The following is a 26,397-nucleotide window of genomic DNA, read 5'->3' as shown; positions in this document are numbered from 1 at the left end:
ATACATCTTACCACCAGTTGTTGTAAGCGCTAAAAAAATAAAACTATTTTCCTTATTAACTGCTTATAGCATTTATTGGTGATTTTTTAACACAGGGTTGCCAATTACTTTACCTTAAAGCCATTGATATTGAAATTTTTACACAAGCCAATCCTTACTTTAGTGATAGCAGCAGGGTTTTGTTGCCCGGTAAATAGTTACGCACAACGCGCCCAGGACGCACAGAAACTTATAACTGATACAGTGCCCAGGGCAGCCAGAAAACGTACACCCTTTTTTGGTACCGTGCCCGATACTACTAAACGCTTTGGCAGGGCAGCAGCCGAATGGGGCTTAGCGCAGGTGATACCGTTTAGTTATGGTAAATTTATTGCGCATGCACCTTACTCTAATGTAACTACGGCAACCATATGGCGAAATCTGAACCCTGGAAGCTGGCAGTGGGATAAAGATATTTTTCGCACCAACCAGTTTGGGCATCCGTACCAGGGGAGTTTATACTTTAGTGCCTTCAGAAGCAACGGATATAATTTTTGGCAGTCGGCGCCGGCAGCGGTAGCAGGTAGTTATTTTTGGGAAACTTTTGGTGAGAATGAACGGCCTTCGCCAAACGACTTTATCAATACCAGTTTCGGTGGTATTGTGTTGGGGGAGATGAGTTACCGCTTATCAAACAAGATCGTAAATAACCGCCATACCGGTTTTGGCAGGCAAATGGAGGAGGTTGCAGCATTCCTGGCAAACCCCATGAACGGCTTAAACCGTCTGCTTGATGGCAAATGGGGCAAGGTGTACGGTAACCCCGCTGATCGCGATTCCACACAGGTGTCCGCAGAATTCGACCTGGGTTTACGCAGGTTTAGCAGTATTACGGGCAACGGAAGCGGTAAAGGCAAAACAGGTATTTTTGGCAGGGCTAAATTGATCTATGGTAACCGTTATAAGGATTATCGCACGCCTTTCAGTAATATCATGATCAATGTGGAGATGGGTCAGGATGACAGCTCTTTGGTTAACCTGCTTAGTGTTTCAGGTTCTTTGGCAGGTTGGGAAATCAAATCTAATCGCGACTTGCAGCATCTCATCATCCTATCTGCAAACTATGATTATATCAGCAATGAGGCATTCTTTTATGGAGGGCAAAGCGTAAAAGCAAATCTGTTTTCAACTTTCCAAGCAAGCAAAAAACTAACATTTAACACCAATGCAGGCTTAGGCCCAACGCTGTTGGCAGCAGTGCCAAATACTTATAATGCTAATGGTCGAAATTACGATTATACCTCGGGCTTTGGGATCAATGGCGGGGCGGGGCTTAACCTAATGGATAAATTCTTTTTGAGTATTGATTACCGCGGCGGATGGCTGTATACCATCAATGGCAACAAATCACACTATTATTTACATACCGTAACAAGTGAGGCACGGTACGCATTTAGTAAAAAGCTATCGCTTGCTGCCGAACCGGGTTACCTGTTTCTACGCGGTAAGTACGATGAACACCCTGATGTTAACAAGCGCTACCCATACCTGCGGGTTTCAACCCGGTATTCAGTAGATTTTTAAGCCATGTTAGGGTAATAATCAGTTAACTGGTTGCCATTACGTGCGGGATATTTTAAGTTTGGCCTCACCATGGCACACGTACTCGATAATCCCATCTACAACGCTTTAACAACAGGTAATAAACATTTAGCAGTTGAGGCCGGCGGCGCTTTTTATTTTAAAGATAATGTAGCACCGTTTGCGGGCATGAAAAACAATTCTGCTGCTGATTTTGAAGCGCTTCTTAAAAACGCAACTGACGATAGGGTATTTGTAATTTTTACTCCTGAACAAGTGAATGTCCCTGATTATTTTAAGGTGTTGAGGCACTTCAAGATGTTCCAGATGGTTTATGAGGCAGATAGTCCTCCAACTGAAATGGAAAGTTCTATAACCAGTCTCGATGATGAGCATGTTGAGGAAATGCTGGCGTTAACCAAGTTAACTAATCCTGGTCCATTCCTGCAACGCACTATCGATTTCAGTAATTATACAGGCGTTTTCACCGATGGTAATTTGATTGCCATGGCCGGGCATCGTATGCAGCCCTTGCCCTATGTAGAAATAAGCGCCGTTTGTACTCACCCGGAACACACCGGAAAAGGGCATGCAGCTAAACTCCTGTTGGAGCAAGCCCGACGCATCATCGCCGCAGACAAGATACCTTTTCTGCATGTTTTACAGGAAAATACAGGCGCTATAAAAGTTTACGAACGTATTGGTTTCAAAACACGCGTACCGATATTGGGCTATGTATTAAGTAAATAAAAGAGGCTGGGAGAGCCCCAGCCTTTATAAATGTTTTATTATTTTCTAAATAGCGTTAAACACAATCCGGCCACCAAGCCTGTGGCTAAGCCAGCCGCTATATATTTTCGATGTGCCTTTGGCTTGCCCGGAATGCCAAACCCGCCATATGGTGCCATACCATATTTTACGGTATTGAATAAATTACCGCTCGTTGGTGATATCGGCGCTGCACCTTTAAAGTACCTGCGCATAATAGAGCCGGTTAATTTGGTTGTTAGCTCGGGGAATAAAGCGTGTGATACTTTAAGCAATAAAGAGGTACTGCCTATGTAAGTGCTGGTTCTCGGGTCGTCAGCCACGTTCACCATGGCCTCTGCAAGGCGTTTAGGATCATACACCGGCGGGGCAGGTCTAAGCTGCTTGCCGGTGTAATTACCAGCATGTTGTATGCCGGGAGTATCTAAAAAAGCGGGATACAGGTCACAAACGTGAATGTGTGGCCATTTAGTAAGTTCGCCCCTTAAAGCTTCTGAAAAACCGGTCAGTCCGAATTTACTGGCAGAGTAGCCCGCACCATAGGGTACCGCAGTAAAGCCTCCAACAGAAATATTATTTATGATCGTACCGTAATGCTGCGATTTAAAAAAAGGCATTACAGCATGTGCGCCGTTCATGTAGCCCAACAGGTTGGTTTTGATAACCTGCTCATGCACTTCCATAGGCGTACTGTCAAAATCACCGGCAGCTAATACACCTGCATTATTTATCCATACGTCAATGCGGTTGCGCCAATCATTAGCTGTATTGGCTAAAGCTATCACCGCTTTGGGGTCTGTTACGTCTGTTTCAACGGTAAGTACGTCTGCACCAAACTCGCGGCATTCTTCTGCCACTTCATCAAGGGCATCAATATTGCGCGAGGCCAGTACTAAATTGGGTTGATGCTGTGCAAATTCAACAGCAGCAGCACGCCCGGCACCACTTGATGCGCCGGTTATAACTATGGTTTTCCCTTTTAATCTTATCTCTTTCATCCTCAAGGTTATTTATTAAGTAACCTTTGGAGCATGGAAGTGTTTGTAAAGATCTATATTAACGAATATGAGGTTGGCTTAAGCATGGTTGATGTGATCTTGGAAACCAGCAGGGCATCGGCATAATCTGCCGGCGCGCTTATCCTTTTCCACTCGGCATCATCTACAAATGATTTCCAGTGAGCGGCCTTATCGTCCATGTTTTTAAAGGTAACCATATAGGTAAGATTAGGGCGGTTATCACCGATCACAGTCTCGCCGAAAAAAACGGGTTTAAAGCCAAGGCGTTTAAAAATATCTATCTCGCCTTTGTCGTTAAACATCCCTACTTTCTTTTTGCCCGCAGCCTCGCTGGCGCTTTTATATTGGCGAAGTTCAAAAATCCTTTCTTCTTTCGCGGGCAGCTCCTTAACCGGAGAATGTTTATATGCCTTTAAAACTGATGTATCTAACTGTTCAAAAGCCGGATCATTTGCGGGTGCGTTAAGATATGCCGCACCTTTAGCCCAATAATCTTGATCACTTTCCAGCAGGTCAAAAAGATGGTCCACCTGTGCGAAATTGGCGTAAGGTATCAATACAAACAATTTGCTCTGCCCTGCAGCGCTAAGCTCCGTAAATACTCCAACCGGCTCGTTGGTAAGCTTTTTTACAATCGGGACAAATACATCCCGGTAAAAATCTTCGGTAAGTTTCTGCTGGCGCTCATCCTTAAAGGTGTAAACGCGCAACTCGTAATATTCAGTAGCAGCAGTTTTAGCATGAGACATAGCAACGGATGGTGTAATGGCAGCCACAGCCCCGCCAATTATAGATTGTTTAACAAACGAGCGTCTTTTCATTAATATCGGGGGTTTTAGAGGTTGCTTAAATATACAAATGTTTATTCAGCTTCTTCGTCCTCTTCGTGAACGTAATTGCTAATGGCCTGGCCAATGGCGTCAACCTCCGGTATATCGCCAAACATGGGTGTTTCTGTTTCAGGGTTAAGCATTATCCACACATTATCAGTGTCTTTTTCAATTTTACCAAATTCTTCGCCAGCCTTAAATATGGTATATACATTATCTTCTTCAGGAAAAACGGAGTAAACAACGCCGCCAATCAGTACGTCAAATGGTTCTTGCATAATTTTATTATTTGTGCGCAAAAATATCATTTTAAGTTAACCGAGTTTAACTTGTAAATAAAGTTAGCAATAAGGATGTGAATTTATTTACATACTTATTTACCTTTGCGCCGCAATTGCTGCGGCTGCCTTTACTTTGGCCGACTTTTAGCAAGCTAATTTTTATGAAGAGAGTGGTTATTACGGGCTTGGGTGTTGTATCCCCGGCGGGCAACGATATCAAAAGTTTTTGGACTAACATAGTTAATGGCCGTAGCAATGCAGCCGCCATTACGCATTTTAATGCTGAGCATTTTAAAACACATTTTGCTTGTGAGGTGAAAGACTTCAGATCTGCCGACCACCTTGACCGTAACGAAATTAAACGCAGCGACCTCTACACTCAATATGCCCTGGCTGCTGCTAAACAAGCTGTAGAAGATTCAGGCTTCGACACCAATAGCGTTGACCCTTTTGATATAGGCGTTATAATGGGTTCTGCACAAGGTGGTTTTGAAACCTTTGAGCAGCAAATGAAAGAATATGCTGCAACAGATCATGCCCCGCACTTTAACCCGTTCTTTATCCCAAAAACATTGGTGAACATGGCATCGGGCCTCATATCCATAAAATACGGGTTTATGGGCGTAAATTTTTCTGCAGTTTCTGCATGCGCTTCAGCTAATACTGCAATTATGGATGCGTTCAATTATATCCGTTGGGGTAAAGCTAAGATCATTGTAACCGGTGGTGCCGATGCCCCTATCAGCGAAGGTTCAATTGGAGGGTATAATGCACTTAAGGCCTTATCAACGCGTAATGATTCACCGTTAGCGGCATCTCGTCCGTTTGATATAGAGCGCGATGGCTTTGTGATGGGCGAAGGCGCCGGCGTTTTGATTTTTGAGGAATATGAACACGCAAAAGCCCGTGGCGCTAAAATATATGCCGAGGTTGCAGGTGCAGCCATGACATCAGATGCCTACCATATTACCGCCACTCATCCTGAAGGCAAGGGCGCTATCCGTGGCATGAAGCTCGCTCTTGAAGATGGCGGCCTTAACGCTGATGAAGTAAACTATGTAAATGCACATGCTACATCAACCCCGGTAGGCGATCTAAGCGAGTCGAAAGCTATCCACGCAGTGTTTGGCGATAATAAAAATTTCGCTATAAGTGCAACTAAATCGATGACTGGTCACTTGCTTGGTGCTGCCGGTGCCATCGAAGCAATAGTTGCTATTAAGGCTATCCAGGATAATATTATTCCACCAACCATCAACACACAAACTATAGACCCTGAAGTACCGGCCGGCTTACATATTGTTACTAAGGAGGCGATAGACAAGCAGGTTAATGTTGCGTTGAGCAACACCTTCGGTTTTGGCGGCCATAACGGCATAGCAGTATTTAAAAAGGCTTAAATACGTATATTCGTAAATGCAGCACCAGCTTCTGTTAGATAATATTGCCAACTACGTATTGCTTTCCGCGGATGAACAGCAGGAGATCATTTCCCGCTTTCACTATAAAAAAATAAAAAAGAAGCAGTTTTTGCTTGAGGCGGGTGACGTTAGCAATCGTTCCATCTTTGTAATTTCGGGTTGTTTACGTAGTTATGCCGTGGATAAGAACGGAACGGAGCATGTGCTGCAATTTGCTCCTGCAGGTTGGTGGATAACAGACATGCGCAGCTACCTTACCGGCGAACCGGCCCGTTTAAACATTGACGCTATTGACGAAACCGAGGTTCTTTACGTTACTAAAAACGACTTTGAGGAGCTTAATACCCGCATCCCCAAATTTGAACATTTTAACCGGGTGCTTGCCCAAAAGGCGCTGGCAACCTACCAGCACAGGCAGGTTGATAATTCTGTGTTGGCTGCTATGGAACGCTACGCCAACTTTTGCGAGCTTTATCCATCTTTGATACGCTCGCTTCCGCAAAAACAAGTTGCATCCTACATCGGTGTAACGCCGGAGTTTTTAAGCAAGATGCTGAATACCACTTTGGTTAAATAATCAGCTTAATCTACATTAACTTTTCGCCTTAATTTACATTATTAGGGGGCTTGTGCTTTGCCGCTATCTTTGTATCATACAAAACGAAAGATCATGGAAAACACAACTATAAACGGCCTTCATCACATCACAGCGATAGCCGGCAACGCAAAACGAAATCACGATTTTTACACAAAAGTTTTGGGCTTAAGGATGGTTAAAAAGACCGTCAATTTTGATGACCCTGAAACTTACCACTTGTATTATGGCGATAAAGGAGGTACGCCGGGCACTATATTAACATTCTTCCCCTGGGAAGGAATTAGCGCAGGTAGGAGAGGTGCCAGACAAGCCAGTGAAATTGGTTACTCTGTACCAGAGGGAAGCCTGGATTTTTGGCTTAACCGTTTTGAAAAGCACAATGTGATTTACAACAAGCCGGCCGAGAAATTTGGTGAGCAGTATCTTACTTTTTTAGATCCTGATGGCCTAAAACTGGAGCTGATCGTTTCTAAAACACTTGATAAACGCCTGCCTTGGGAGACTGACGAGATAAAGGCAGAAAACGCTACAAAAGGCTTTCACAACATTACCATCACTACTAATAAAATGCAGCCAACTGCAGATATATTGACAAATATATTTGGGTATAAATTGTTGGAGCAGCACGTTAACCGTTACCGCTTTGTAACCGATGCGGTGGACAATGCAAATATAGTTGACCTGGTTGAGGTGGCGGGAGAAGTTGCCGGTCACGTTGCCGGAGGGTCTGTTCATCACGTAGCCTTCAGAGTGAAAAATGATGAGGTATTGATGCAGTATCGTGATAAAATAGCCGCTTTAGGATTGCACATTACTGAAAAGATTGATCGAAACTATTTTTACTCGTTATACTTCCGCGAACCGGGTGGTGTTTTGTTTGAGATAGCTACCGATAACCCTGGCTTTGCCGTTGATGAAAGCGTGGAAGAATTAGGTACGCACTTAAAATTGCCGGTGCAATACGAAGAGTACAGGGCAAGTTTAGAAACCACTTTACCAAAATTAGACTGATGTACACACATAGCAAGCAAATAATCACCGGTGGCGCAGCTGCTGCCGGTGCAAATGCTGCCATAATAGCCATACATGGCAGAGGTGCAAGCGCAAATGATATTATGCGTTTAGCCAAAGAATTTAAGATAGAGAATGCAGCCATTTACGCGCCGCAGGCTACAAACAACAGCTGGTATCCTTACAGTTTCCTGGCGCCTGTTGTACAGAACGAACCTGCGCTATCTTCGGCTTTAGCCTTAATAGATGAAACGGTTAAGCGGGCTATCGCCGATGGTGTTGCCACAGAGAACATTTATTTTTCAGGTTTTTCACAAGGAGCTTGTCTTTCCTTAGAGTATGTTGCCCGCAATGCCAAACAATATGGAGGCGTAATTGCTTTTACCGGTGGATTAATAGGAGAGGAATTGGATGTTAGCAATTACAAAGGCGATTTCAAAAACACGCCGGTTTTAATTTCTACTGGTGATCCTGATCAGCATGTCCCGCTAAGTCGGGTTGAGGAAAGCGTTGAAGTTTTGAAAGGCTTGGGAGCACAAGTGACTTTAAAAGTTTATCCGAGCAGGCCACATACAGTAACTTATGATGAAGTTAAACTGGCTAACGATTTGGTATTTAAATCAAAAAATGAAACATGAAATTTGATGATATTGAACTTGTAGATAATGAAGCTATTCACAACTTTGAATTAACGATAGACGGTCAACGCTCGTTTATCGACTACCAGGTGCGCGGCGAGAAGATCTATCTTATCCATACCGAAGTACCTGAGGCTTTGCAAGGCCAGGGTGTGGCAGAAGCGTTGGTTGAAAAGGCGTTTAGTTTTATAGAAGGCAAAGGCCAGAAAGTGGTTCCGCTTTGTGCGTATGTGCAGATCTTTTTAAAGAAACATCCGGAGTGGGACAGGATAGTTGCATAAAATTGTAGTAAACAACGAGTATACAAATAAAAGCCGCAGAGAGAGAATCTCTGCGGCTTTTCACTTTATGTATCTTCTTGAGTACATCTTGATAGATCATAACAATAACACATCTATCCTGTGCGCATGCACCAAGCCAACCTGCAGCGACCACGCAAAAACCGTAAACTGCCCGTCCTGTGATGCTACTAAGGCAATAGCATCGTGCTGGTCGCTCACAAATTGTGCTGCTGCCAGATGCCTACTACCGCCGTTTTGAGCGGGGTGCACTCGTCGCGCACGGCCATCTGCAACAGGTTCCGTCATGATGATCTCACCAACGGGTAAACTATGTTCTGCCCTTGCAGCTTTTGCACCAAATGCCAGCAGGTCGTATTTATCAGTAATAATAGTTGCACCATCAACAGCTGTGAACCCGCCTATCAGATCGATAGCTTCTAACAACGACTCTCTCCACTCCAGTTTATCTATTGCCTGGTATTTTTGCTTCATCAGGTCATTTATTGCCGTATAAGGCGGTACAACAGGATATTTAACAGGCTGAACGATCGAGTCGCGCCAGGTTTCTGTTCCTGCCGGTACGATGAACACCAGGCCGCCCCGCTTATGTAAACGCATTGATGCCGCCAGTTGCACCAGTATACTAAACGATTCGCCCATGTAAGCAGGCAAAGGCATCGCTTGTAACGATTTTATTAGTGCCGGGCAGTCAGCTATACCCATGGTAGTTTCATCAAGCACCTTTATCTGGTCGCCTTGTAGTACGGCAACATTAACATATTTGCCAAAACCATCTACCCGCCGGTGTTTGATTACCAGCAGTCCCGGCTCTATCACCTCCAATACAAAGCATAAAGCGGGTACGTAGTGCGTTGTACCCCATATAAAAAGGTCGTCGCCATCAAGCCAAACGCCCAAGTGAATACCGGGTTGTTCAACAGCAGGTGCCAATTTAATTAGGTTCTGTGGCGTTAGTCGTAATTTCTCTCCAAATATCAAGGGCTTCTCAGATTGGTAAGGCTGCAATAAAGCCAGCGAAATGTTAGGCGAATGCCCTTCCTCGCGGCGCATGCTGGCCCAAAATGCTACGTCTATAACCGCTTCTATGATGTGCAGGTCAGGAGCTGAAGCCACACTGTTATTATTTTCGCCTTTAGCCGCTAACTGGTATTTTTTAAAGTGCTCCTCAATCTCAGGTGCCACGATACGGGCGGGCAGGTACGTAGGTTCTGATAGCATAGGTATGTTTTTCTACACAATAATAATCATAATATGCCGTCAACGTATTTGGTATCATTAAAGTGAGATTTATTTGATAATCAAGTGTTGAAAATCTCTCAACTAAAACTTTTAGTATTTCCGTATAAACCATTAAATTGCAGCTTATGCCGGTGTTTATAGCGTCATTGAATTCGGGGAGTAACGGCAACTGTTATTATGTTGGTAATGAGCATGAAGCGGTATTGATAGATGCTGGCATATCATGCCGCGAAACGGAAAAGCGGATGCTTAGACTTGGCCTTTCGCTAAAAAAAGTGAAGGCCATTTTTATTTCTCATGAGCATAGCGACCATATACGTGGCTTGGCCGTGCTGGCAAAAAAATACCAGTTGCCGGTTTATGTTACCGATGGTACCGTACATCATTGCGGTGAGGTGCCACGAGAACTTTGTTTCAGTTTACGCTCATACGAAATGGTACAGATAGGTAACTTGCAAGTGATGCCTTTCCCAAAACATCATGACGCCGTGGAACCTCACAGTTTTATGATCACTAACGGTGACACGCGGATAGGAGTGTTTACAGATATCGGTGCTCCTTGCGAACACCTCGTCCGCCATTTTGCTCAATGCCATGCGGTTTTCCTGGAAGCTAATTATGATGAGCAAATGCTTGAGCAGGGCAGGTATCCTTATTTCTTAAAAAAGCGGATCCGCGGTGGCAAGGGCCATCTTTCAAACCGTCAGGCTCTGGAGATGTTCATCGAGCATCGGCCACCTTACATGAGCCATGTGCTCTTGTCGCATCTATCTAAAGACAATAATGATCCTGAACTTGCGCTGCAATTTTTTGCCGAGCACGCCGGTGAGACCAAAATAAGCATTGCATCAAGGTACTATGAGAGCGAGGTTTTTGTGATAGATCCGCAACCGCTTGCAGCCGGCGAAAGCCATGTGCTTAACCAGGTAACAGGCCAGTTTCAGTTTGCCTTAAGCTAATGCTGGAGATCATTTACCGCGACGAGCACCTTATCGCCATCAATAAGCCGCACGGTTTACTGGTGCACCGCTCATCCATTGCTGCCGATGTTTCTGAATTTGCCATTCAATTGTTGCGAGATCAGATTGGTCAGAAGGTTTATCCGGCACACCGCATCGACCGCAAAACGGCAGGCGTACTGCTATTTGCTTTGGATAAAGAGAGTGAGATAGCCATGCAACAGGCCTTTATGGAAAACCGGGTTAAAAAGCAATACCTGGCCATAGTGAGAGGATTTACACCTGATGAAGAAACAATTGATTATCCGTTGCGAAAAGAGAATGGGGCCTTGCAGGATGCGTTGACTAAATACAAAACCCTTGAACAGGCCGAGTTGGATATTCCGTTAGGCAAACATCCAACTTCAAGATATTCGTTGGTTTTGGCAGAACCAGAAACTGGCCGTATGCACCAACTGCGTAAACACTTTGCGCATGTTTTCCATCCCATCATCGGCGACCGAACGCATGGTTGTAATAAGCAAAATAAAATGTTTAAGGATAAGTGGGAAATGGAGACCATGCTGCTACATGCTAAACAATTGCGGTTCGCTCATCCTGTTAGCTGCCAGGAGATCATAATAAGCGCCAAATTGCAGCTCGAGTTCCAATCGGTAATGCAGTTGATGGGTTGGGCTTATGATGAATAATAATAGATTATATTTGTGCTATGAGCAATAACGAGATCATGAAAAAGTTGCGGGTGGCCTTAAAGCTTCGCGATGAGGATATCATTAACATATTGGCACTGGTAAACTTTCGTACTACTAAAACAGAGCTAAGTGCTATTTTTCGCGCCGAAGATCATCCTAACTTTGTGAAATGTAAAGACCAATTGTTGCGCAATTTCTTAAACGGATTGGTTATACACTTACGTGGCCCCATGCCGGCTAAAGAGAAAAAAGTCCCAAGTTCTGAGTCTTAAGTTGCAAAAAATATTTGTACTGACTTTAGACTTTACTCAATACTTCTGTATCAAACGCATTTTGCCTTCTTTCATTAGCCTTTGCTGCTCAGGGCTAAATGGAACGCGGCCTCCAAAATCCTGAACCCAAAAGCGGTCTTTTTCAGCGACGCCAACTTCTTTAAAGCCAGGATTCATCAGGTTTTTGCAATGGCCTTCGCTTTTAAACCAACCAGCCTGCACTTCCTCAATATTTTGCTGTCCAAAGGCAATGTTCTCGCCGGTCATAAAGTTTTTCCATCCCTTAAATTCGTAACCAGCTTGTACTATGCGGGTGTTCATGCTCCGGCCGTCTCTACTATCATGGCTAAAATAGTTTTGGCGGGCCATATCTTTGGCGTGGCCGCGGGCGGCATCCTCCAGTTCGTCGTTCCAGGTTAGCGGGGGTGCTGGCGGATACCACTTTCCACCGCAATTGCAACCGGTAGCGCGTTTTTGATTGATGAGCGCTAAAAATTTCTGCTTGAATGACGCAAAGTCAACGTCATCTTGTTTAACAAAGGAGCACAAAACTACTGTACCCAGGCAAAACGTCAAAAACAAAAAGTATTTCTTCATGCTGTTATTGACATCTTAAACGCTTGCAGGTTTAAAACCGATATATGTGCCGGAGATTTTTGTGCTTACAATGAAGCGAATTTTTTGGCTGTGGAAGCTACGGTTTTGTTGCTCTTTCTATCGGTAAATACCCTTTTCTTTTTGATAGAGTCAGGCTTTTTAACGGTGATGGAATCCTTAGGCATGGCTGCAGCTAAATCTTTAACTTCCTGATCCTTTTTGATCTGTTCGTTTATTTCTGCCACACGTTTGGCCGCAATATCACCTTTCTCATTATCATTAAGTCGATTATAGAGATAAGCATAGTTTTGCTGCACTGTTGCTTCCATTGCAGGCAACTTATATTTGATAGATAAATTGAGCGCTTCGTTAAGGTCACGCATAGCAAGTTTAGTTTCCTTGTTATCCATTTTAACGTTGGCAAGCTTTACCAGCGAATTGATCAAAGCAGGTGCGTCTTTGTATTTCCGTGAAATTTTTGTTGACTGCAACAAGAACCATTTTGCCTGACTGTATTTGTGCTGTGCGATATAGACACGCGCCAAGTCATCGAAGCTGCGGCGCATCCCTAAAGTATCCTCGTAAAAAGAATAGTTCTGTAAAGCTGTTAAAGTCCAGTGGATAGCTTCCGTTTGATAATAGTTACGGACATTTCGGTTGACTATAGTATCAAACTTTAAATATTCGCCAGCTATTTTAGTGCAGATGCCGCCTTTTAGGGTGTCGTTTTTAGTGCTTTGGAGCTTTTGTTTAAGGCTGTCCAAAGTATCATTACTCGCACGTAAGGAAGTAGTAGCGGCTAAAATTGCAATAAGTATAAATATCTTCTTCATCTGGTTATCCAAATAAGTACGCAATTATCTATTCAAAATGCGTGCCCCGATAACAACTCCAGAACGGCGGGGGCTTGCAAATTACAATAAACCAACAGAAATACCTAACAACTTTGATTATTAGCAATTTATCAACACAGTGCAAAAACGGCTTTACAGTAAGTAATCATATTTTTTTGCAGTAGGTTTTTCTATACAATTAGCGGATAACCGCTTCGTAACTTGATAGAAAGTGTTGAAATTTTTTAGAAGATGCTGTTAGCCAATTGAAGAGTACTATCCCCGAAACTGCGGTCAAAATTCCCGCTAAAACGTCAAGCACATAGTGATGGCTGGCATAAACGGCCGTAAACCAGATACCTATGGTTACCAATGCGAAAAACACATTGACCAAACCAAGTCTGTTTTTTATACCGTAATACAGCACTATTACCGGGTAGGATGAGTGCAACGATGGCATAGCTGCAAATACGTTTGAGCCTTTCTCGTAGATAGATTTGAAAAGGTGGATGTTGAATAGCTTATCAAACCTTGCCAAACCGGCAGTGTTACCCTGCGTTAGCGGATGAAAGTTAAAACCGTGGAATTGAATGTACCAGGGTGGCGCAGCTGGGTAGGCATAATAAACAACAAAGCCCAACAGGTTAACCAGCACAAAGGTTAACGAGAAGTACAAAAACTGGCGCTTATTTTTGAAGAACAGATAAGCCGCAAAACCCAGTGGTACCGGTATCCAACAGAGGTAGAAGAAACCTGCAAGGGCGTCAATCACATCAGTACTTTTCAAATGCAAGTACTCGTTGGGTGTTAGGATCTTTCCATTAATGTTTATACCAAACAAACTCTTCTCGGCATTGTAAAGGCTGCCTATAGCTACATCTTTAAAATTGTAGTTAGGGAAAGCCTTCATATAATCAAATATGATCCAGTATACTATGAAGATGGTAAAACCCAGGATAAATTTGCGTGTAATAGCTGATGCATAAAACAGCACATTAAAAATGCCAAGCAGCACCAATTGATCAGTTTTAAAGCCAACCAGTAAAAACGACAGAATTAAGTAAGCAATGGAGAACGCAGTTACAATGCTTACAGTTTTTGCATTGATACGTATCTCATTGCCATAAACATTAGTCATTCTGTTTTTTAATGAAATCTGAATTAAATACCTTATCCCACATTGGTGAGCTTACGCCATAACCCTTTGACGGGTCCTGGTAATGGTGAAGCATGTGGTGTTGTTTGATCTTTTTCCAGAATGCGCCTTTAAAGTTAAAGTGGTGGATGGCATAATGTGATATATCATAAACCAGGTAACCAAGGATAAACCCAGGGAAAAAGCCAAAGATGTAATTGGCAGGTAGTAATGCGTTGAACAATAGATAAAATCCTGTAGCCAAAGGTATACTTGCAGATGGCGGCATAACCAACCGCATGGCATCACTTGGGTAATCATGATGAACACCATGAAAGATAAAATGCAAGCGTAAGGCCCATTTAGCTTTTGGCACAAAATGGAATACAAAACGGTGCATGATGTATTCTGTAAGCGTCCACACAAAAAGACCGGCTAAAAAAAGCCAGATATAGTTTATCACGCCGATATTTCTATTGTAGGCAAAATAACTGCAAACTAAAATAACAGGGACAAATATGATAAGCGGCACAAAATAGTGCACTTTTGATAAACTCTCAAGGAAGTTACTCTTGAACATCCTTACCGACTCTGTAGAGTTGGAAACAAAATTTTTCTTAGCCATAGTAATCAGGGTTTAAAACGTTCGGTCACCTCTTTGCCATTCGCAGGATCAGTACCCTTCATTTCTACAAAAATAACATTTGGCGACCACATAGACCCACCATTGATTTGAATAAATATACTTTTAAGTTGCAGGTGTTTTTTTGCAATAGTTGCGAAGATATGATATTTTCCGTCGGCTCCTTTCATCAAAGTAAACGGAATTTTCTTGTATGACACAAGCCTGATATCATACTTGCCATTACCCAGGGCTTTTGACGAATATCCATACGCAAATCTTCGCTGTATAAAATTTAATTCCTCAGGTTCGCCATTATGTTTTGCGTACTGTAACCAATAAACGTGTATCGGCGAGTCTTCGTCTGCCTGGCCTGTTTTTTTATCAATATTTACGTCGTAACATAATGCATTGATGTTAGGCGTGCGTTGCAAATAAAAAAGACGATGCGGATTGTCTGGCGGAGTAGGGAATGGGCGGCCATCAGCAGCAACACGTTGAGGGATAGTATCCGCGGCAAGCGTGTCGCAACGCATCAGCTTGTTCGCTTTTGCGTTAAGGCCAACGTTTAAGAAATATAGTGCAAAGAAAACTTTAAGTAGGGTTTTGATCATTCTTCGTTATCAGACAATGCCTTTTTCGCATCCATCAACCTGCCAAACGCGGTTAAGTTGGTTAATACAGCCAGTATTGCGATAGGAATAGTGAAGATTGACATGGTCTCGAACACGTGATATTTGATGCCCGGAATAAATAGCTTATAATCGCCGCCAATGTAAGATGAACTGATACCACATGCAATTGCAAATACACCAATGGTAATTACTCGCTCGGGGCGCTGCATTAAGCCACCTTTAGTTTCTACACCAAGGCCTTCTGCGCGTGCGCGCACATAACTAACCATCATTGAACCAATAAGCGCTATAAAGGCAAATATCGAGCTTAAAAAGTAATGATGTGCCACAAGGTAATAGCAAATGCCTAAGAACATGATCAATTCGCTGTATCTATCCAGTACCGAATCATAAAGGGCACCAAATACAGATTTCATATTTCCCAAACGGGCAACTTGTCCATCAAGCATATCAAACAAACCTGCAAACAATATAAGGGCGCCTGCCCAACCAACGTAGCTGAGATCGCCGCGGTTACCGTGCTCAGAACCAATAATAAAAATTGCTGCTACCCCTACATTTAGCACAAAACCTATTGAAGTGACCGCGTTAGGTGTTAAACCTAATTTTATCAATAACTTAACAAAAGGATCTATAACCTTATAGATTCCTAATTGTACGCTCGTGCGGATAGATGTTTGTTGTGCCATTTCAAAGGTAAAAGTAGATAAACCTAAGTTAACTATTATTGATTAAAAGTCAAATTTGATTTTCACACGGATACCCCATTTAGCAACATCAGGGTTTTCCAGATATGTTAATCGTCTAACGTAGTCTAACCTGATAAATTTAAAAATGTTTTCGATGCCCGCACTTACTTCTGTATAGGGCCTGTTACCTTGTAAAGCGTATGTAATTGGTACACCATTGTTATCTGCCGGAAACCTGTAAAGGTTTGGATTTAAGGCTGGTGTATTCTCATTGCTTAAGCCACCCCACAGCGATTTGAATGATGCAGTTTCGCGCCATTTAAGCTTTTTAAACAGCGGTATTTTATTAAAGAAAAAGCCACCAAAGTGATGGTCGATAATGATACTGGCTGATTTATCGCTAACAAACTCCAAAAAGTTCATCAAGTTATATTGATCTATTACGTAAGCAAACGTTTGGTTACCACGTGATATATTCAGCAATGGGTACGGCACCTGCCCGTAAGTTTTCGAAGCTTCCAGTATGACATCAGAAAAACCAAATGGCGCTACATAAAAACGTTTTTCGCCCCTGAAATCAAGCTTGTGATATTTGTATTGGCCATCTAATACCTTTAAACCGGCGGTGTATTCTAAAGACAGTTTAGGATATTGATTAATAATGGGTGCCCTAAAAAGTTTACCCTGGTAAAACTGTTCGTTAGGAGCATAACGGAACCCGATAGTTGCTTCTGAAGTGGTAAGCTTATCAAATGTTTGCGTACCTGCGGTATTTATGAATGGTATTAAACTACCCGCCGGTCTTTGGATAAGGTTACGAAGACCGATCTTATAAGAAAAGTGATTGGCATATTCGCTCACATACTCTAATCGATACTGGTCGTTGTAATAGTACTTATCGTTACGGCCACGTTTAAAGGATAACAATACGTTATCTTCCTGTATAAACTGAAGTTCCTGGCCTGGTATTTTTGTTTCGCGCTGGATACTTGCCCTTATGTAATGCTGCGGAAAACGATAGATACTTTTGCCATTTAACGAGTAGGTAGTTGCAAAAAAGTATTTCCAACGTTCGTCCTTAAAGCCATACGCACCATAGCCTTCAAAAAATATCTTCTTGCTGAAATCTGCGGTAGTACGACCTCCTAAGCGAAGACGGAAGCCTTCAACGGGGTTAAAGCTGTAGAAAGTGCTTGCGGGGCCAACCTCAAATTTGCCGAAGTTTTTGAAACCGGCAAACAGTAAATTAACAATGTCAGCCGTTCTTCTGAAAGATGGCATATGCACCAGGCTATCAATGTTTTTATACACTTTTGATTCTGCAGTACTTAAGGTATCATAACGTGCCTTCACCCAAAAGCTATCGGGCCTGTTGCGTAATTCTTCGTCATCCACTTCAGGCGGGGTCAGGTATGTGGTATCAGGCCGGGGTTTATTGATCACAAAATCCCGCCGTGCAATAGTGCGCGAACCAAATAATCCGCTTTTGCGCTTGGAGGATATACCAAAGTCTGCAAAAGTATTGCTGCGACTTAAATGGTAACGCCCATCAGGACTTAATTCAAAGTCCTGATCGATATTCATGCTACGAACGAAGTTAACGTTGATGTTGCTGTTTACGATCAACGCTGCTTTTTGTACCGCGTAGTTACCATCAAGTGTTATGAAAATATCACCCTCAAACAAAATGTTGTTTGTGTTGCGCGGCGTAAAACTTAACTGCACCAATTTTTTACCGGTCTCCAAAGTAATGGTATCGGTTATAAAGTATTTATAAAACGTTGGCGCGTTATCCGAGATAGGGCTTAAAAACTGGCGGCCCAACAAAAGAATATCATTATCGTATATATCAACCTTCACGTAGAGGTGCTGAAAGTATTGGCCAATGCCTTCGGTGTCAAATCCGGGCCCAAAATCCACCGACTTTTCACCCAGGATCTTGTCGCGGGTGGCTTCAGGGTTCTTACGATAGAATACCTGAGTTAAGCGCTCTTTTAAATAGATGGGTAAAAGCGTTTTGCCGGGATAGGTAGTGCTGTCCTTATTCTCAAAAATGAACTTGTATTTTCTAAAGAGCTTACGTTCTTTAGTTTTCTCAGAAATATTGCTCAGTGAGAACTGCATTTTATCGTATTCCTTGTATTCGACATAGTTATAAGCCTCCGGCCTGTTTTTAGGCTTGTTGGCAATAACTTGTCTTATCAGTTTTACTGCAGGGTTCTCGTTGTCGTATTTAGCGCGCTTTTTTGATTGTACGGTAACCTCTTTAAGGCTTTGTGAGGTTGGCTTAAGCCTGATGTTAATTACCTGCTCTTTACCGGGTTGTATTTTAATAACGGTTTCCTGGTAACCCAAATAGGTGATCTTAAGCTCAGTAACGGCGCGCGATGTGCTGATTGCAAATTTACCGTTGTTATCTGTATTGGTACCTACTGTTGTACCCGTAAAAGCAACACTTACAAAAGGAAGTGGCTGCTTGTTTGCAGCATCGGTAACCGTACCGGTCACTACGGTGCTTTGTGCAAAGGCACTAACGCCGGTAAATAAAAAAAGTATAAGTAACAGATGCTTATACGGGTAGCTAAAAATCATTTAAAAGTTTAAAAATTAAGCAAATACAAACTTCTTCTGAAGAAAGTAATTATAAAATATGCCAACCAAAAGCGATACTATTACCTTTGATATCTTGTAATCTAATTTTAAAAAATGCGTTACCAGGAACACACCACCAGTATTTAAAGCCAAATTACCACACCAAACCAAAACATATTTTGCGGCTTGCACGGGTACAGTCTTCTCTTTTTGGTTTTTAAACACCCATTTTCGGCCCAATAAAAAATTGGTAATCCCGCCACTTACAGTGCCTATAAAACTGGCAGCAACGTACCAAATGCCAAGCACTTCTTTACAGAAGATGGTGAGGCCAAAATCAACTACAGAAGCCACAAATGACGAGGCTTGCGCTTTTACAAATGTTGCCATTGTGTTTTAAATACGGCTCCTAATATCGTTGATGTTTTATCTGTATGGATAAATTTCAACTGTCATAGCTATCCCACTCTGTAGACGTATTTGTAAAGCAACTGTTACAATCTACGAAATTTAAGCCCGATTATTATGCCGGGGGCGTGAAAAACAGGGGTTTTAGCTAAATATCTTTGCCTCTGCGAATATCGCAAAATAAGCCCAAAATAAAAACGGGGCATTTCCTATTGCGGAAAGCCCCGTTTAAAAGTAATATTATATGCTTTGCTTATGCCTGATGGCCGGCAAACATATCATCATAATAATCTAAACCTAAGTGAGTGATAAGGTCTTCGCCCATCAGGTAACGAAGCGTGTTCTCTAACTTGATCAGTTGTTTAAATATATCATTTTCTGCATGTAAACCCGGCGCAGTTTGCGGCGATTTAAGGTAGAATGATAACCATTCCTGTATACCGCTCATGTTGGCACGTTTTGCCATATCACAGAAAATAGCTAAGTCTAACGCGATAGGGGCAGCAAGGATAGAGTCGCGGCAAAGGAAATTGATCTTGATCTGCATTTTGTAGCCTAACCAGCCAAAAATGTCAATGTTATCCCAACTCTCTTTATTATCACCGTGAGGAGGATAGTAGTTGATACGGATCTTGTGGAAGATCTCGCCGTACAACTCAGGATTGTCTTCCGGTTTAAGGATATCCTCTAACACACCAAGTTTAGATACTTCTTTAGTTTTAAAGTTATCCGGATCATCCAGTACCAAACCATCGCGGTTACCCAAAATGTTGGTAGAGAACCAGCCATGTACACCTAACGAACGTGCTGCAAGGCCCGGCGCAAGGATGGTTTTCATTAAAGTTTGGCCTGTTTTAAAGTCTTTACCTGCAATTGGAGTACCGGTTTGTTTTGCCAGTTCTATCATTGCAGGAATATCAACTGTTAAGTTAGGAGCGCCATTAGCAAAAGGTACGCCTAATTTTAAAGCTGCGTAAGCGTAGATCATACTTGGGGCAATACGCTTGTCATCGTCCTTTAAAGCCTGCTCAAAAGCCGCAAGTGTTTCGTGTATCTCAGAGCCTTCAAAGTAAACCTCTGTTGAACCACACCATACTAAAACAACGCGGTCAAGGCCATTTTCGGTTTGGAAGTTTTTGATGTCTTCCATTACTTGTTGTGCAAGTTCGTAACGTGTACCGGTTTTTACGTGTGAGCCATCAAGGTTTTTTGCATAGTTTTTATCAAAGGCGGCTTTCATTGGTTTAATTTTTTCCAAACCGTCTTTTACCTGGTCTAACAGGCTACGCTCAAGTACTGCAGCATTAACCGCAGCTTCATACACGTTATCTTCATAAACGTCCCAACCACCAAAAACAATATCGTTAAGGTTAGCCAACGGAACAAAATCTTTGATCTTTGGGTTGCGGTTTTCGGTACGTTTACCTAAACGGATGCTTCCCATTTGAGTTAAAGAGCCAACCGGTTGGGCAATACCTTTTTTTACAGCCTCAACACCGGCAATTAAAGTAGTAGCTACTGCACCTAAACCAGGGATTAAAATACCTAATTTACCTTCAGCAGGTTTAATGTTAATTTTCATTATTTATTGTTTGTTTTTAAAGGCAATGTAGCCGTAAATTCAGCTTACCCAGGGAGAGTACAGCCGGATAAATAGTACATCAGTTTTTCATTACTTGTTATATAGTGAAGCGGCCGGCATGGTGCAAGCCGCTTTAACTATCGAATTTTATTGTTGTTTGACCATGTAGGGGCATTAGTCAAACGCCGGGCAAATAACCAAAATTCAAGTGGTAATATTTATAAAAGTTATAAAGATTACAGGCAGATGAAAAAAGGGTTTTAAATGGCTTTCTGGTAGATACGATAGGTTTTGTACTGATCGCCGCCGATGGCCTCAATAGCACGGTTAACCATATCATTTTTCTCAAGTGTCCAGCTGGCTTCGGCATATTCCAAACCTTTTGCTTTATAAGCTTTTATGATAGAGCCATATAAACATGCCTCTATGCCCAGTTTGCGGTAGCCATCAATAACACCTAAAAGCATGATACGTATACCTTTGATCTTCTTTTTGCTGAAAAGTAGCTTGAAGATACCTGTTGGTAATAGACGACCTTTTTTTATGGTTTTCAGGATGGGGTTAATATCCGGTATAGCAACACCAAAACCAACAACTTTACCATCTTGTTCTGCCAATAAAGCAAAATCAGGATCGAGGATCATTTTAAGGTCTTTAGCAGTGTAGTCAAATTCCTCATTGGTCATCGGGAAGAATCCAAGGTTTTTATCCCAGGCGCTGTTGTATACATCGCGTAAGGTGTTGGCTTCCTGCTTAAATTTCTTCATATCTATTTTGCGGATAACCACATTGCTATTGCGTTTTAAACGCTCCTGTAATTTATCCAACATCTGTAACGACTTATCGTTGTAGTTGCTACCATCCCAATGCCATGCAAGCATGTCTGTTAGCTTAGCAAGCCCATAATTCTCAAGAAGCGTAACATAATATTCAGGATTGTAAGGCATCATCACCATTGGTGAGCTGTCAAAACCTTTCACTAATAAACCTGCAACCTCGTTTGTAGAAGGGTTAACAGGGCCCACCAAGTTGTTTGCACCTTTAGCCTTAACCCATTTTGTGGCTTCATCAAGCAAAAGGTTTGCTGTTTCCTGGTCGTTAATTACATCAAAAAAACCAAAAAAGCCTTCGTTAACGTTGTTAAAGCTGTTGTGGTTGGTGTTGTAAATAGCAGCAATACGGCCTACAATTTTATCGCCATCGTAAGCTAAAAAGGTTTGTAATGATGAATGCTTGTGAAACGGATGTGTAGTTAACAAATCGCGTTGGGCAATAAATAATTCCGGTACATAATAAGGGTCGTTCTTGTGAAGCTCGTGCGGAAAGTCGATAAACGCGCCCAGTTCTTTTTTCGACTGTACCGGGATGATTCTTTTCATTGTTTTGTGGGTGTGGGTTTAATAATAGGGGTTAAACAGCAACGCCAGTTTAAAAACTGGCGCTGTTGAATATTACTTTATTTCTTTACTGCATTTTTTCTTTGATGGTGTTTACACCTACCGCTTTAAATGCATCTATCAGCTTTTCAATTGCTTCATCAATTTGTGCAAAAGTGTGCGTTGCCATTAATGAGAAACGCAGCAGCGATGAATCTGACGGAACAGCCGGAGATACTACCGGGTTAACAAAAACCCCGGCTTTTTGCAGGTAGTTAGTTACCTGGAAGGTTTTAGCGTTGTCGCGGATGTATATTGGTAGGATAGGACTTTCGGTAGCACCTATGTCAAAGCCTTCATCTGTTAAAAGCTTCATGGCGTAATTGGTATTATCCCAAAGCTTTTGTATGCGCTCAGGTTCGCTTTCTATAATATCTAAGGCAGCAATTACGCTGGCAACAGAACCCGGGGTCATGCTTGCGCTGAACATTAATGAACGTGCGCGGTGTTTAATATAATCTATAGTTTCAGCATCACTGGCAATAAAACCACCTAATGACGCTAATGATTTGCTGAAAGTGCTCATGATAAGGTCAACCTTATCAGTTAAACCAAAGTGCGATGATGTACCTGCACCATTGTGGCCAATAACACCCAAACTGTGTGCATCGTCAACCATAATGTTAACACCATATTTATCAGCAAGCTCAACAATTTCAGGTAGTTTAACGATATCACCTTCCATGCTAAAGATACCATCAACCACAATAACCTTAACAGCTTCTTCCGGCAATATGCTCAGTTTGCGTTCAAGGTCAGCCATGTCATTGTGGGCGTACTTGATAACTTTGGAGAACGAAAGACGGGTGCCGTCAATAATAGAGGCGTGGTCATATTCGTCCAGTATCAAATAATCATTTCTGCCGGTAATGCACGATAAAACACCAATGTTAACCTGAAAGCCGGTGCTGAATAATACAGCCGCTTCCTTGCCTACATATTGGGCAAGGCGATTTTCTAATTCGATGTGGATGTCAAGCGTACCGTTAAGGAATCGTGAACCGGCACAGCCAGAGCCATATTTGTCAATAGCTTTTTTGGTTGCCTCTTTTATTTTCGGATGATTGGTTAAACCCAGATAAGAGTTTGAACCAAACATTAACACACGTTGATTATTGATTATCACCTCAGTATCCTGTCCAGACTCAATAGGGCTGAAAAAAGGATACAGTCCCTGTGCCCTGATCATATTTGCATCCTGGAACTGGGCGATCTTCTCGTGTAATTTTTTAACCATTTATAAACACTGCTTAAATTTTTTGTAAAAATACCATGAATAATTTCATGTCTTGCATTATCAATGTAATTTTTTGCACATGCCGTTAATACAGAGTTAACACAATTTCATCAGGCAAATTAATTAAAATTTTTGGTTATTCGCCACCACAATTTTTTAAAATCTTCTAAAAAGTTTAAAAATTATGCCAATTATCATCGTAATCTCCTAAAACCGTAATATTTCTGTTGCCGTTTTTTAATTAGTTTAGAATAATATCATATTCGCGGCTTCTAATCTGTTTTTAATTTATAGGCTACAAACCTTTGTATGCCGTATTCGTTTTAAAGCTTTGCATCTAAGCATTTATGAAAAAAATTGGATACTTTATTATTTCCACTATAACGCTAACATTGCCCGTAACATTGTTTGCTCAAACGCGGCAAGATACAGGCACGGCAGTTGTCACACTGCAGCAAAGTATAGCATTTGCACTTCGCAACCAACCGCAATTAAAACAAGCAAACATTGACGAGCAGATAAATGAACGTGATATTAAAATTGCTTTGGCAAGCTGGTTACCGCAAATTACATCAAGTAACCAATATCAGCATTATTTTCAGCGCCCGGCCTTTATAGCTGGTGGTGTAGCTACCGGAGTTGGGGGCAGTACCGGCACCGGAGGAACCGGAACCGGTACAGGCGTTGGAACAGGTACTGGCACTGGTGGTACAGGAACCGGAACAGGTGCTGGTACAGGTAGTACAGGCACAACGCAGCAAAATTTAGCAATTGCTCATAATACTTCAACGCTGGGCGTTTCGGCCAGCCAGGTTATTTACAATAACGAAGTGTTGCAGGCCTCAAAGGCTTCAAAATATAGCAGGCAATACTACAAGCAAAATACAGAAGGTGCTAAAATAGACTTGGTATCAAATGTAAGTAAAGCCTTTTATGACGTGTTGTTATCGCAACGCCAACTGGATATTATCAAGCAAGATATCGTTAGGCTGCGCCGTAGTTTAAAAGATGCTTATGCACGTTACCAGGCAGGAGTAGTTGATAAAACTGACTACAAACAGGCTACTATAGCTTTAAACAATTCCCTTGCATCGCTTAAGCAAACGGAGGAATCTATCAAAAGTAAATCAGCATATTTAAAACAGGTAATGGGTTTAAATCCCGATCGTAAGATAAGCCTGGCATATGATTCAACTGCGTTAAATACAGATGCGATGATCGATACAAACCAGGTATTGAATTATACTAATCGTATTGAATATCGTATGCTGCAGACGCAAAAGAACCTCGATAACGTAAACGTATCCTACTACAAATGGGGCTTTTTACCATCTGTATCAGCGGTTGGTGGTTACAGTTTGGCTTACTTCAATGATAATTTTTCAAAGCTTTACAACGATGCCTTCCCAACCTCGTTTGCCGGTTTATCGGTTAGTATACCTATTTTCCAGGGAGGCAGGCGTTTGCAAAACCTCGCCAAGGCAAAACTTCAGGTAGAGCGTACGGATCTTGATCTCATTAATAGCCGCAACTCCATAGGTACCGAATACGCACAGGCGCTGGCCAATTATAAGAGCGCTTATACCAATTGGGTAGCACTTAACGAAAACGTATCGCTGGCGAGTGACGTTTACAAAGTAGTTGACCTGCAATATCGTGAAGGTATTAAAACTTATCTGGACGTGATTGTTGCACAAACGGATCTGCGAACCGCTCAGCTTAATTATTTAAATGCATTGTTTCAATTACTTTCAAGCAAGATAGACCTGCAACGTTCATTAGGCACATTACCGGTTCAATAAATAAAAAGATACACTCAACATCACTCAAGAGACACTAAATAAAATGAAAAACACATACTACTACTGCATTGCCGCACTCGCGCTATTGTCGGTATCTGCCTGCAAAAGCAAGTCTCAGAAGCAGGGTGCTGCAATGCCGCCTACTCCTGTAAATGTTATCGAGGCAAAAAAATCAGATGCGCTTTACTATGATAGTTATCAGGGTACAGTTGCTGCGCTTAACAATGTTGAGTTGCGCAGCCAGGTATCAGGTTTTATAACCGATATATTCTTTAAAGAGGGTACTGTTGTAAAAAAGGGTACGCCTTTATATGAAATAGATAGACGTAAATATGAAGCGGCCTATCAGCAGGCCAAAGCAAATCTTGTAAGCGCGAGGGCTAACCTCAACAAGGCTCAAAAAGATATAGACCGCTATAACATGTTGCTAAAGAATGATGCTGTGGCGCGCCAAACAGTTGACCAGGCATCAGCAACTTATGAAACTGCCAAGAGCCAGGTTGATGTGGCAAAGGCTGGTGTTGAGTCTGCAGCAACTGATCTTTCTTATGCCACCATAAAGGCACCATTTACAGGCCGCATTGGTATCTCGCAGGTAAAGTTAGGTGCGCAGGTAAGCGCGGGGACAACTTTACTAAATACCATTTCAAGTGAAAACCCTGTGGGTTTTGATGTGGTGATCAATGAACAGGATATCAACAGATTCTACAAACTGCAGAAATCTTATACCGACACGACGTTTAGGCTGCAATTACCAGATGGCAGCAATTTTGGTGAGAGCGGACAGATCTTCGCTATTGATAGGGGGGTTAACGACCAAACAGGTGCAATTAAGGTACGTGTTCAATTCCCTAACCCATCAGATCAATTGAAAGATGGAATGAGCGGTGTGCTTAAAGTGCTTAATGATGACTCCGGAGACCGTGTGCAAATTCCTTACAAGGCTGTTACTGAGCAGATGGGCGAGTTCTTTGTTTTCTTATCCAAAGATACCATAGCTAAACAGGTGAAGGTAAAATTAGGCCCCCGTATACAATCTAACGTGGTGATCATGGAGGGTATTAAACCAGGCCAAAAGATAATTACGGAAGGTTTTCAACGCTTACGAGACGGCGGTAAAATAACATTGGGTAAACCGGCTGGTGCTTCACAGGGACAAGGTGCGGGCGGAGATAAAGGCGGCGCACAAGGTAAATAAAGAATAGCTTACATTATAAGACAAAGGATTTTATCCGGCGG

The 26,397-nt window shown here is 42.2% G+C and carries 27 protein-coding genes; 12 read left to right on the top strand and 15 right to left on the bottom strand.

The genetic code is table 11. From position 1 onward, the window contains the following. Positions 1-129: 129 nt before the first annotated feature. Positions 130-1,563 carry a DUF3943 domain-containing protein gene (locus FPZ42_RS07960; RefSeq protein ID WP_186458719.1) on the top strand — a complete coding sequence of 478 codons (1,434 nt, stop codon included), beginning with the start codon at positions 130-132 and terminating at the stop codon, positions 1,561-1,563. Positions 1,564-1,632: 69 nt separating this feature from the next. Then, positions 1,633-2,310: a GNAT family N-acetyltransferase gene (locus FPZ42_RS07955; RefSeq protein ID WP_146270112.1), complete on the top strand. Its 678-nt coding sequence runs from the start codon at positions 1,633-1,635 to the stop codon at positions 2,308-2,310. A gap of 38 nt (positions 2,311-2,348) precedes the next feature. On the opposite strand, the gene FPZ42_RS07950 is transcribed toward FPZ42_RS07955, so the two are convergent. The 3 genes from FPZ42_RS07950 to FPZ42_RS07940 are packed head-to-tail and all read right to left on the bottom strand — an operon-like array spanning position 2,349 to position 4,455. Beyond that, positions 2,349-3,326, bottom strand: coding sequence for an SDR family oxidoreductase (locus tag FPZ42_RS07950; RefSeq protein WP_146270110.1), 978 nt, complete (start codon positions 3,324-3,326; stop codon positions 2,349-2,351). A 53-nt stretch (positions 3,327-3,379) separates the two neighbouring features. Further along, the gene (locus tag FPZ42_RS07945) at positions 3,380-4,168 is read right to left on the bottom strand and encodes an NIPSNAP family protein (RefSeq protein ID WP_146270108.1); all 789 of its coding nucleotides are present in this window, start codon (positions 4,166-4,168) and stop codon (positions 3,380-3,382) included. A gap of 41 nt (positions 4,169-4,209) precedes the next feature. After that, positions 4,210-4,455 (bottom strand): hypothetical protein, encoded by a 246-nt coding sequence (locus FPZ42_RS07940; RefSeq protein ID WP_146270106.1) that lies wholly within the window; start codon positions 4,453-4,455, stop codon positions 4,210-4,212. 164 nt (positions 4,456-4,619) lie between these two features. Here FPZ42_RS07940 and fabF point away from each other — a divergent pair, with 164 nt between their 5' ends. The 5 genes from fabF (at position 4,620) to FPZ42_RS07915 (ending at position 8,407) form a co-directional block, all read left to right on the top strand. Continuing rightward, positions 4,620-5,858, top strand: a complete 1,239-nt coding sequence (gene fabF / locus FPZ42_RS07935; protein ID WP_146270104.1) for a beta-ketoacyl-ACP synthase II — start codon at positions 4,620-4,622, stop codon at positions 5,856-5,858. Between the two features lie 16 nt (positions 5,859-5,874). Continuing rightward, positions 5,875-6,456 (top strand): Crp/Fnr family transcriptional regulator, encoded by a 582-nt coding sequence (locus FPZ42_RS07930; protein WP_146270102.1) that lies wholly within the window; start codon positions 5,875-5,877, stop codon positions 6,454-6,456. Between the two features lie 93 nt (positions 6,457-6,549). After that, complete coding sequence (locus FPZ42_RS07925; protein ID WP_146270100.1) at positions 6,550-7,488, top strand: ring-cleaving dioxygenase; 939 nt, start codon at positions 6,550-6,552, stop codon at positions 7,486-7,488. Continuing rightward, positions 7,488-8,126 carry an alpha/beta hydrolase gene (locus tag FPZ42_RS07920; RefSeq protein ID WP_146270098.1) on the top strand — a complete coding sequence of 213 codons (639 nt, stop codon included), beginning with the start codon at positions 7,488-7,490 and terminating at the stop codon, positions 8,124-8,126. The genes FPZ42_RS07925 and FPZ42_RS07920 overlap by 1 nt, the downstream gene beginning before the upstream one ends. Next, entirely contained in the window at positions 8,123-8,407 is a 285-nt protein-coding gene (locus FPZ42_RS07915) for a GNAT family N-acetyltransferase (RefSeq protein ID WP_146270096.1), read from the top strand. The genes FPZ42_RS07920 and FPZ42_RS07915 overlap by 4 nt, the downstream gene beginning before the upstream one ends. A gap of 96 nt (positions 8,408-8,503) precedes the next feature. Here FPZ42_RS07915 and FPZ42_RS07910 read toward each other — a convergent pair whose 3' ends face one another. Next, positions 8,504-9,646, bottom strand: a complete 1,143-nt coding sequence (locus tag FPZ42_RS07910; RefSeq protein ID WP_146270094.1) for a putative sensor domain DACNV-containing protein — start codon at positions 9,644-9,646, stop codon at positions 8,504-8,506. Between the two features lie 146 nt (positions 9,647-9,792). Between FPZ42_RS07910 and FPZ42_RS07905 the strand changes: the two genes are divergently transcribed. The 3 genes from FPZ42_RS07905 to FPZ42_RS07895 are packed head-to-tail and all read left to right on the top strand — an operon-like array spanning position 9,793 to position 11,590. Next, the gene (locus FPZ42_RS07905) at positions 9,793-10,626 is read left to right on the top strand and encodes an MBL fold metallo-hydrolase (RefSeq protein WP_146270092.1); all 834 of its coding nucleotides are present in this window, start codon (positions 9,793-9,795) and stop codon (positions 10,624-10,626) included. After that, positions 10,626-11,315: a pseudouridine synthase gene (locus tag FPZ42_RS07900; RefSeq protein ID WP_146270090.1), complete on the top strand. Its 690-nt coding sequence runs from the start codon at positions 10,626-10,628 to the stop codon at positions 11,313-11,315. The genes FPZ42_RS07905 and FPZ42_RS07900 overlap by 1 nt, the downstream gene beginning before the upstream one ends. Positions 11,316-11,335: 20 nt before the next feature. Next, positions 11,336-11,590: a DUF1456 family protein gene (locus FPZ42_RS07895; protein WP_146270088.1), complete on the top strand. Its 255-nt coding sequence runs from the start codon at positions 11,336-11,338 to the stop codon at positions 11,588-11,590. A gap of 36 nt (positions 11,591-11,626) precedes the next feature. On the opposite strand, the gene FPZ42_RS07890 is transcribed toward FPZ42_RS07895, so the two are convergent. The 11 genes from FPZ42_RS07890 to spt all read right to left on the bottom strand — a co-directional run bounded on the left by FPZ42_RS07890 (position 11,627) and on the right by spt (position 23,356). Then, positions 11,627-12,187, bottom strand: coding sequence for a CAP domain-containing protein (locus tag FPZ42_RS07890; RefSeq protein WP_146270086.1), 561 nt, complete (start codon positions 12,185-12,187; stop codon positions 11,627-11,629). Between the two features lie 65 nt (positions 12,188-12,252). Next, entirely contained in the window at positions 12,253-13,020 is a 768-nt protein-coding gene (locus FPZ42_RS07885) for a hypothetical protein (RefSeq protein WP_146270084.1), read from the bottom strand. Between the two features lie 199 nt (positions 13,021-13,219). Continuing rightward, positions 13,220-14,158 (bottom strand): phosphatase PAP2 family protein, encoded by a 939-nt coding sequence (locus tag FPZ42_RS07880; protein WP_146270082.1) that lies wholly within the window; start codon positions 14,156-14,158, stop codon positions 13,220-13,222. Further along, the gene (locus tag FPZ42_RS07875; protein ID WP_261382251.1) at positions 14,151-14,780 is read right to left on the bottom strand and encodes a sterol desaturase family protein; all 630 of its coding nucleotides are present in this window, start codon (positions 14,778-14,780) and stop codon (positions 14,151-14,153) included. The genes FPZ42_RS07880 and FPZ42_RS07875 overlap by 8 nt, the downstream gene beginning before the upstream one ends. A 5-nt stretch (positions 14,781-14,785) precedes the next feature. Continuing rightward, on the bottom strand, positions 14,786-15,391 hold the full coding sequence (locus FPZ42_RS07870; protein ID WP_146270080.1) for a DUF4833 domain-containing protein: 606 nt from the start codon (positions 15,389-15,391) through the stop codon (positions 14,786-14,788). Then, a complete protein-coding gene (locus FPZ42_RS07865; RefSeq protein ID WP_146270078.1) occupies positions 15,388-16,101 on the bottom strand; it encodes a CDP-alcohol phosphatidyltransferase family protein in 714 nt (237 codons plus the stop codon). Before FPZ42_RS07865 ends, FPZ42_RS07870 begins: the two co-directional genes overlap by 4 nt. A gap of 42 nt (positions 16,102-16,143) precedes the next feature. Continuing rightward, complete coding sequence (locus FPZ42_RS07860; RefSeq protein WP_146270076.1) at positions 16,144-18,693, bottom strand: DUF5686 and carboxypeptidase-like regulatory domain-containing protein; 2,550 nt, start codon at positions 18,691-18,693, stop codon at positions 16,144-16,146. Positions 18,694-18,708: 15 nt separating this feature from the next. Beyond that, a complete protein-coding gene (locus FPZ42_RS07855; protein ID WP_146270074.1) occupies positions 18,709-19,083 on the bottom strand; it encodes a GtrA family protein in 375 nt (124 codons plus the stop codon). Positions 19,084-19,354: 271 nt separating this feature from the next. Beyond that, positions 19,355-20,683 carry an inositol-3-phosphate synthase gene (locus FPZ42_RS07850; RefSeq protein WP_146270072.1) on the bottom strand — a complete coding sequence of 443 codons (1,329 nt, stop codon included), beginning with the start codon at positions 20,681-20,683 and terminating at the stop codon, positions 19,355-19,357. A gap of 260 nt (positions 20,684-20,943) precedes the next feature. Beyond that, complete coding sequence (locus FPZ42_RS07845; RefSeq protein WP_146270070.1) at positions 20,944-22,062, bottom strand: hypothetical protein; 1,119 nt, start codon at positions 22,060-22,062, stop codon at positions 20,944-20,946. 85 nt (positions 22,063-22,147) lie between these two features. Further along, positions 22,148-23,356, bottom strand: a complete 1,209-nt coding sequence (gene spt / locus FPZ42_RS07840) for a serine palmitoyltransferase (protein WP_146270067.1) — start codon at positions 23,354-23,356, stop codon at positions 22,148-22,150. A 347-nt stretch (positions 23,357-23,703) separates the two neighbouring features. Here spt and FPZ42_RS07835 point away from each other — a divergent pair, with 347 nt between their 5' ends. Further along, complete coding sequence (locus tag FPZ42_RS07835) at positions 23,704-25,158, top strand: TolC family protein (protein ID WP_146270065.1); 1,455 nt, start codon at positions 23,704-23,706, stop codon at positions 25,156-25,158. A 43-nt stretch (positions 25,159-25,201) separates the two neighbouring features. Further along, positions 25,202-26,356 carry an efflux RND transporter periplasmic adaptor subunit gene (locus FPZ42_RS07830; RefSeq protein ID WP_146270063.1) on the top strand — a complete coding sequence of 385 codons (1,155 nt, stop codon included), beginning with the start codon at positions 25,202-25,204 and terminating at the stop codon, positions 26,354-26,356. Positions 26,357-26,397: the final 41 nt, after the last annotated feature.

Origin of the sequence: Mucilaginibacter achroorhodeus, from assembly GCF_007846095.1 — a bacterium.
GTDB lineage: Bacteria > Bacteroidota > Bacteroidia > Sphingobacteriales > Sphingobacteriaceae > Mucilaginibacter > Mucilaginibacter achroorhodeus.
The sequence above is the reverse complement of the archived record's forward strand: the minus strand, read 5'-3'. Positions and strand labels throughout refer to the sequence as shown.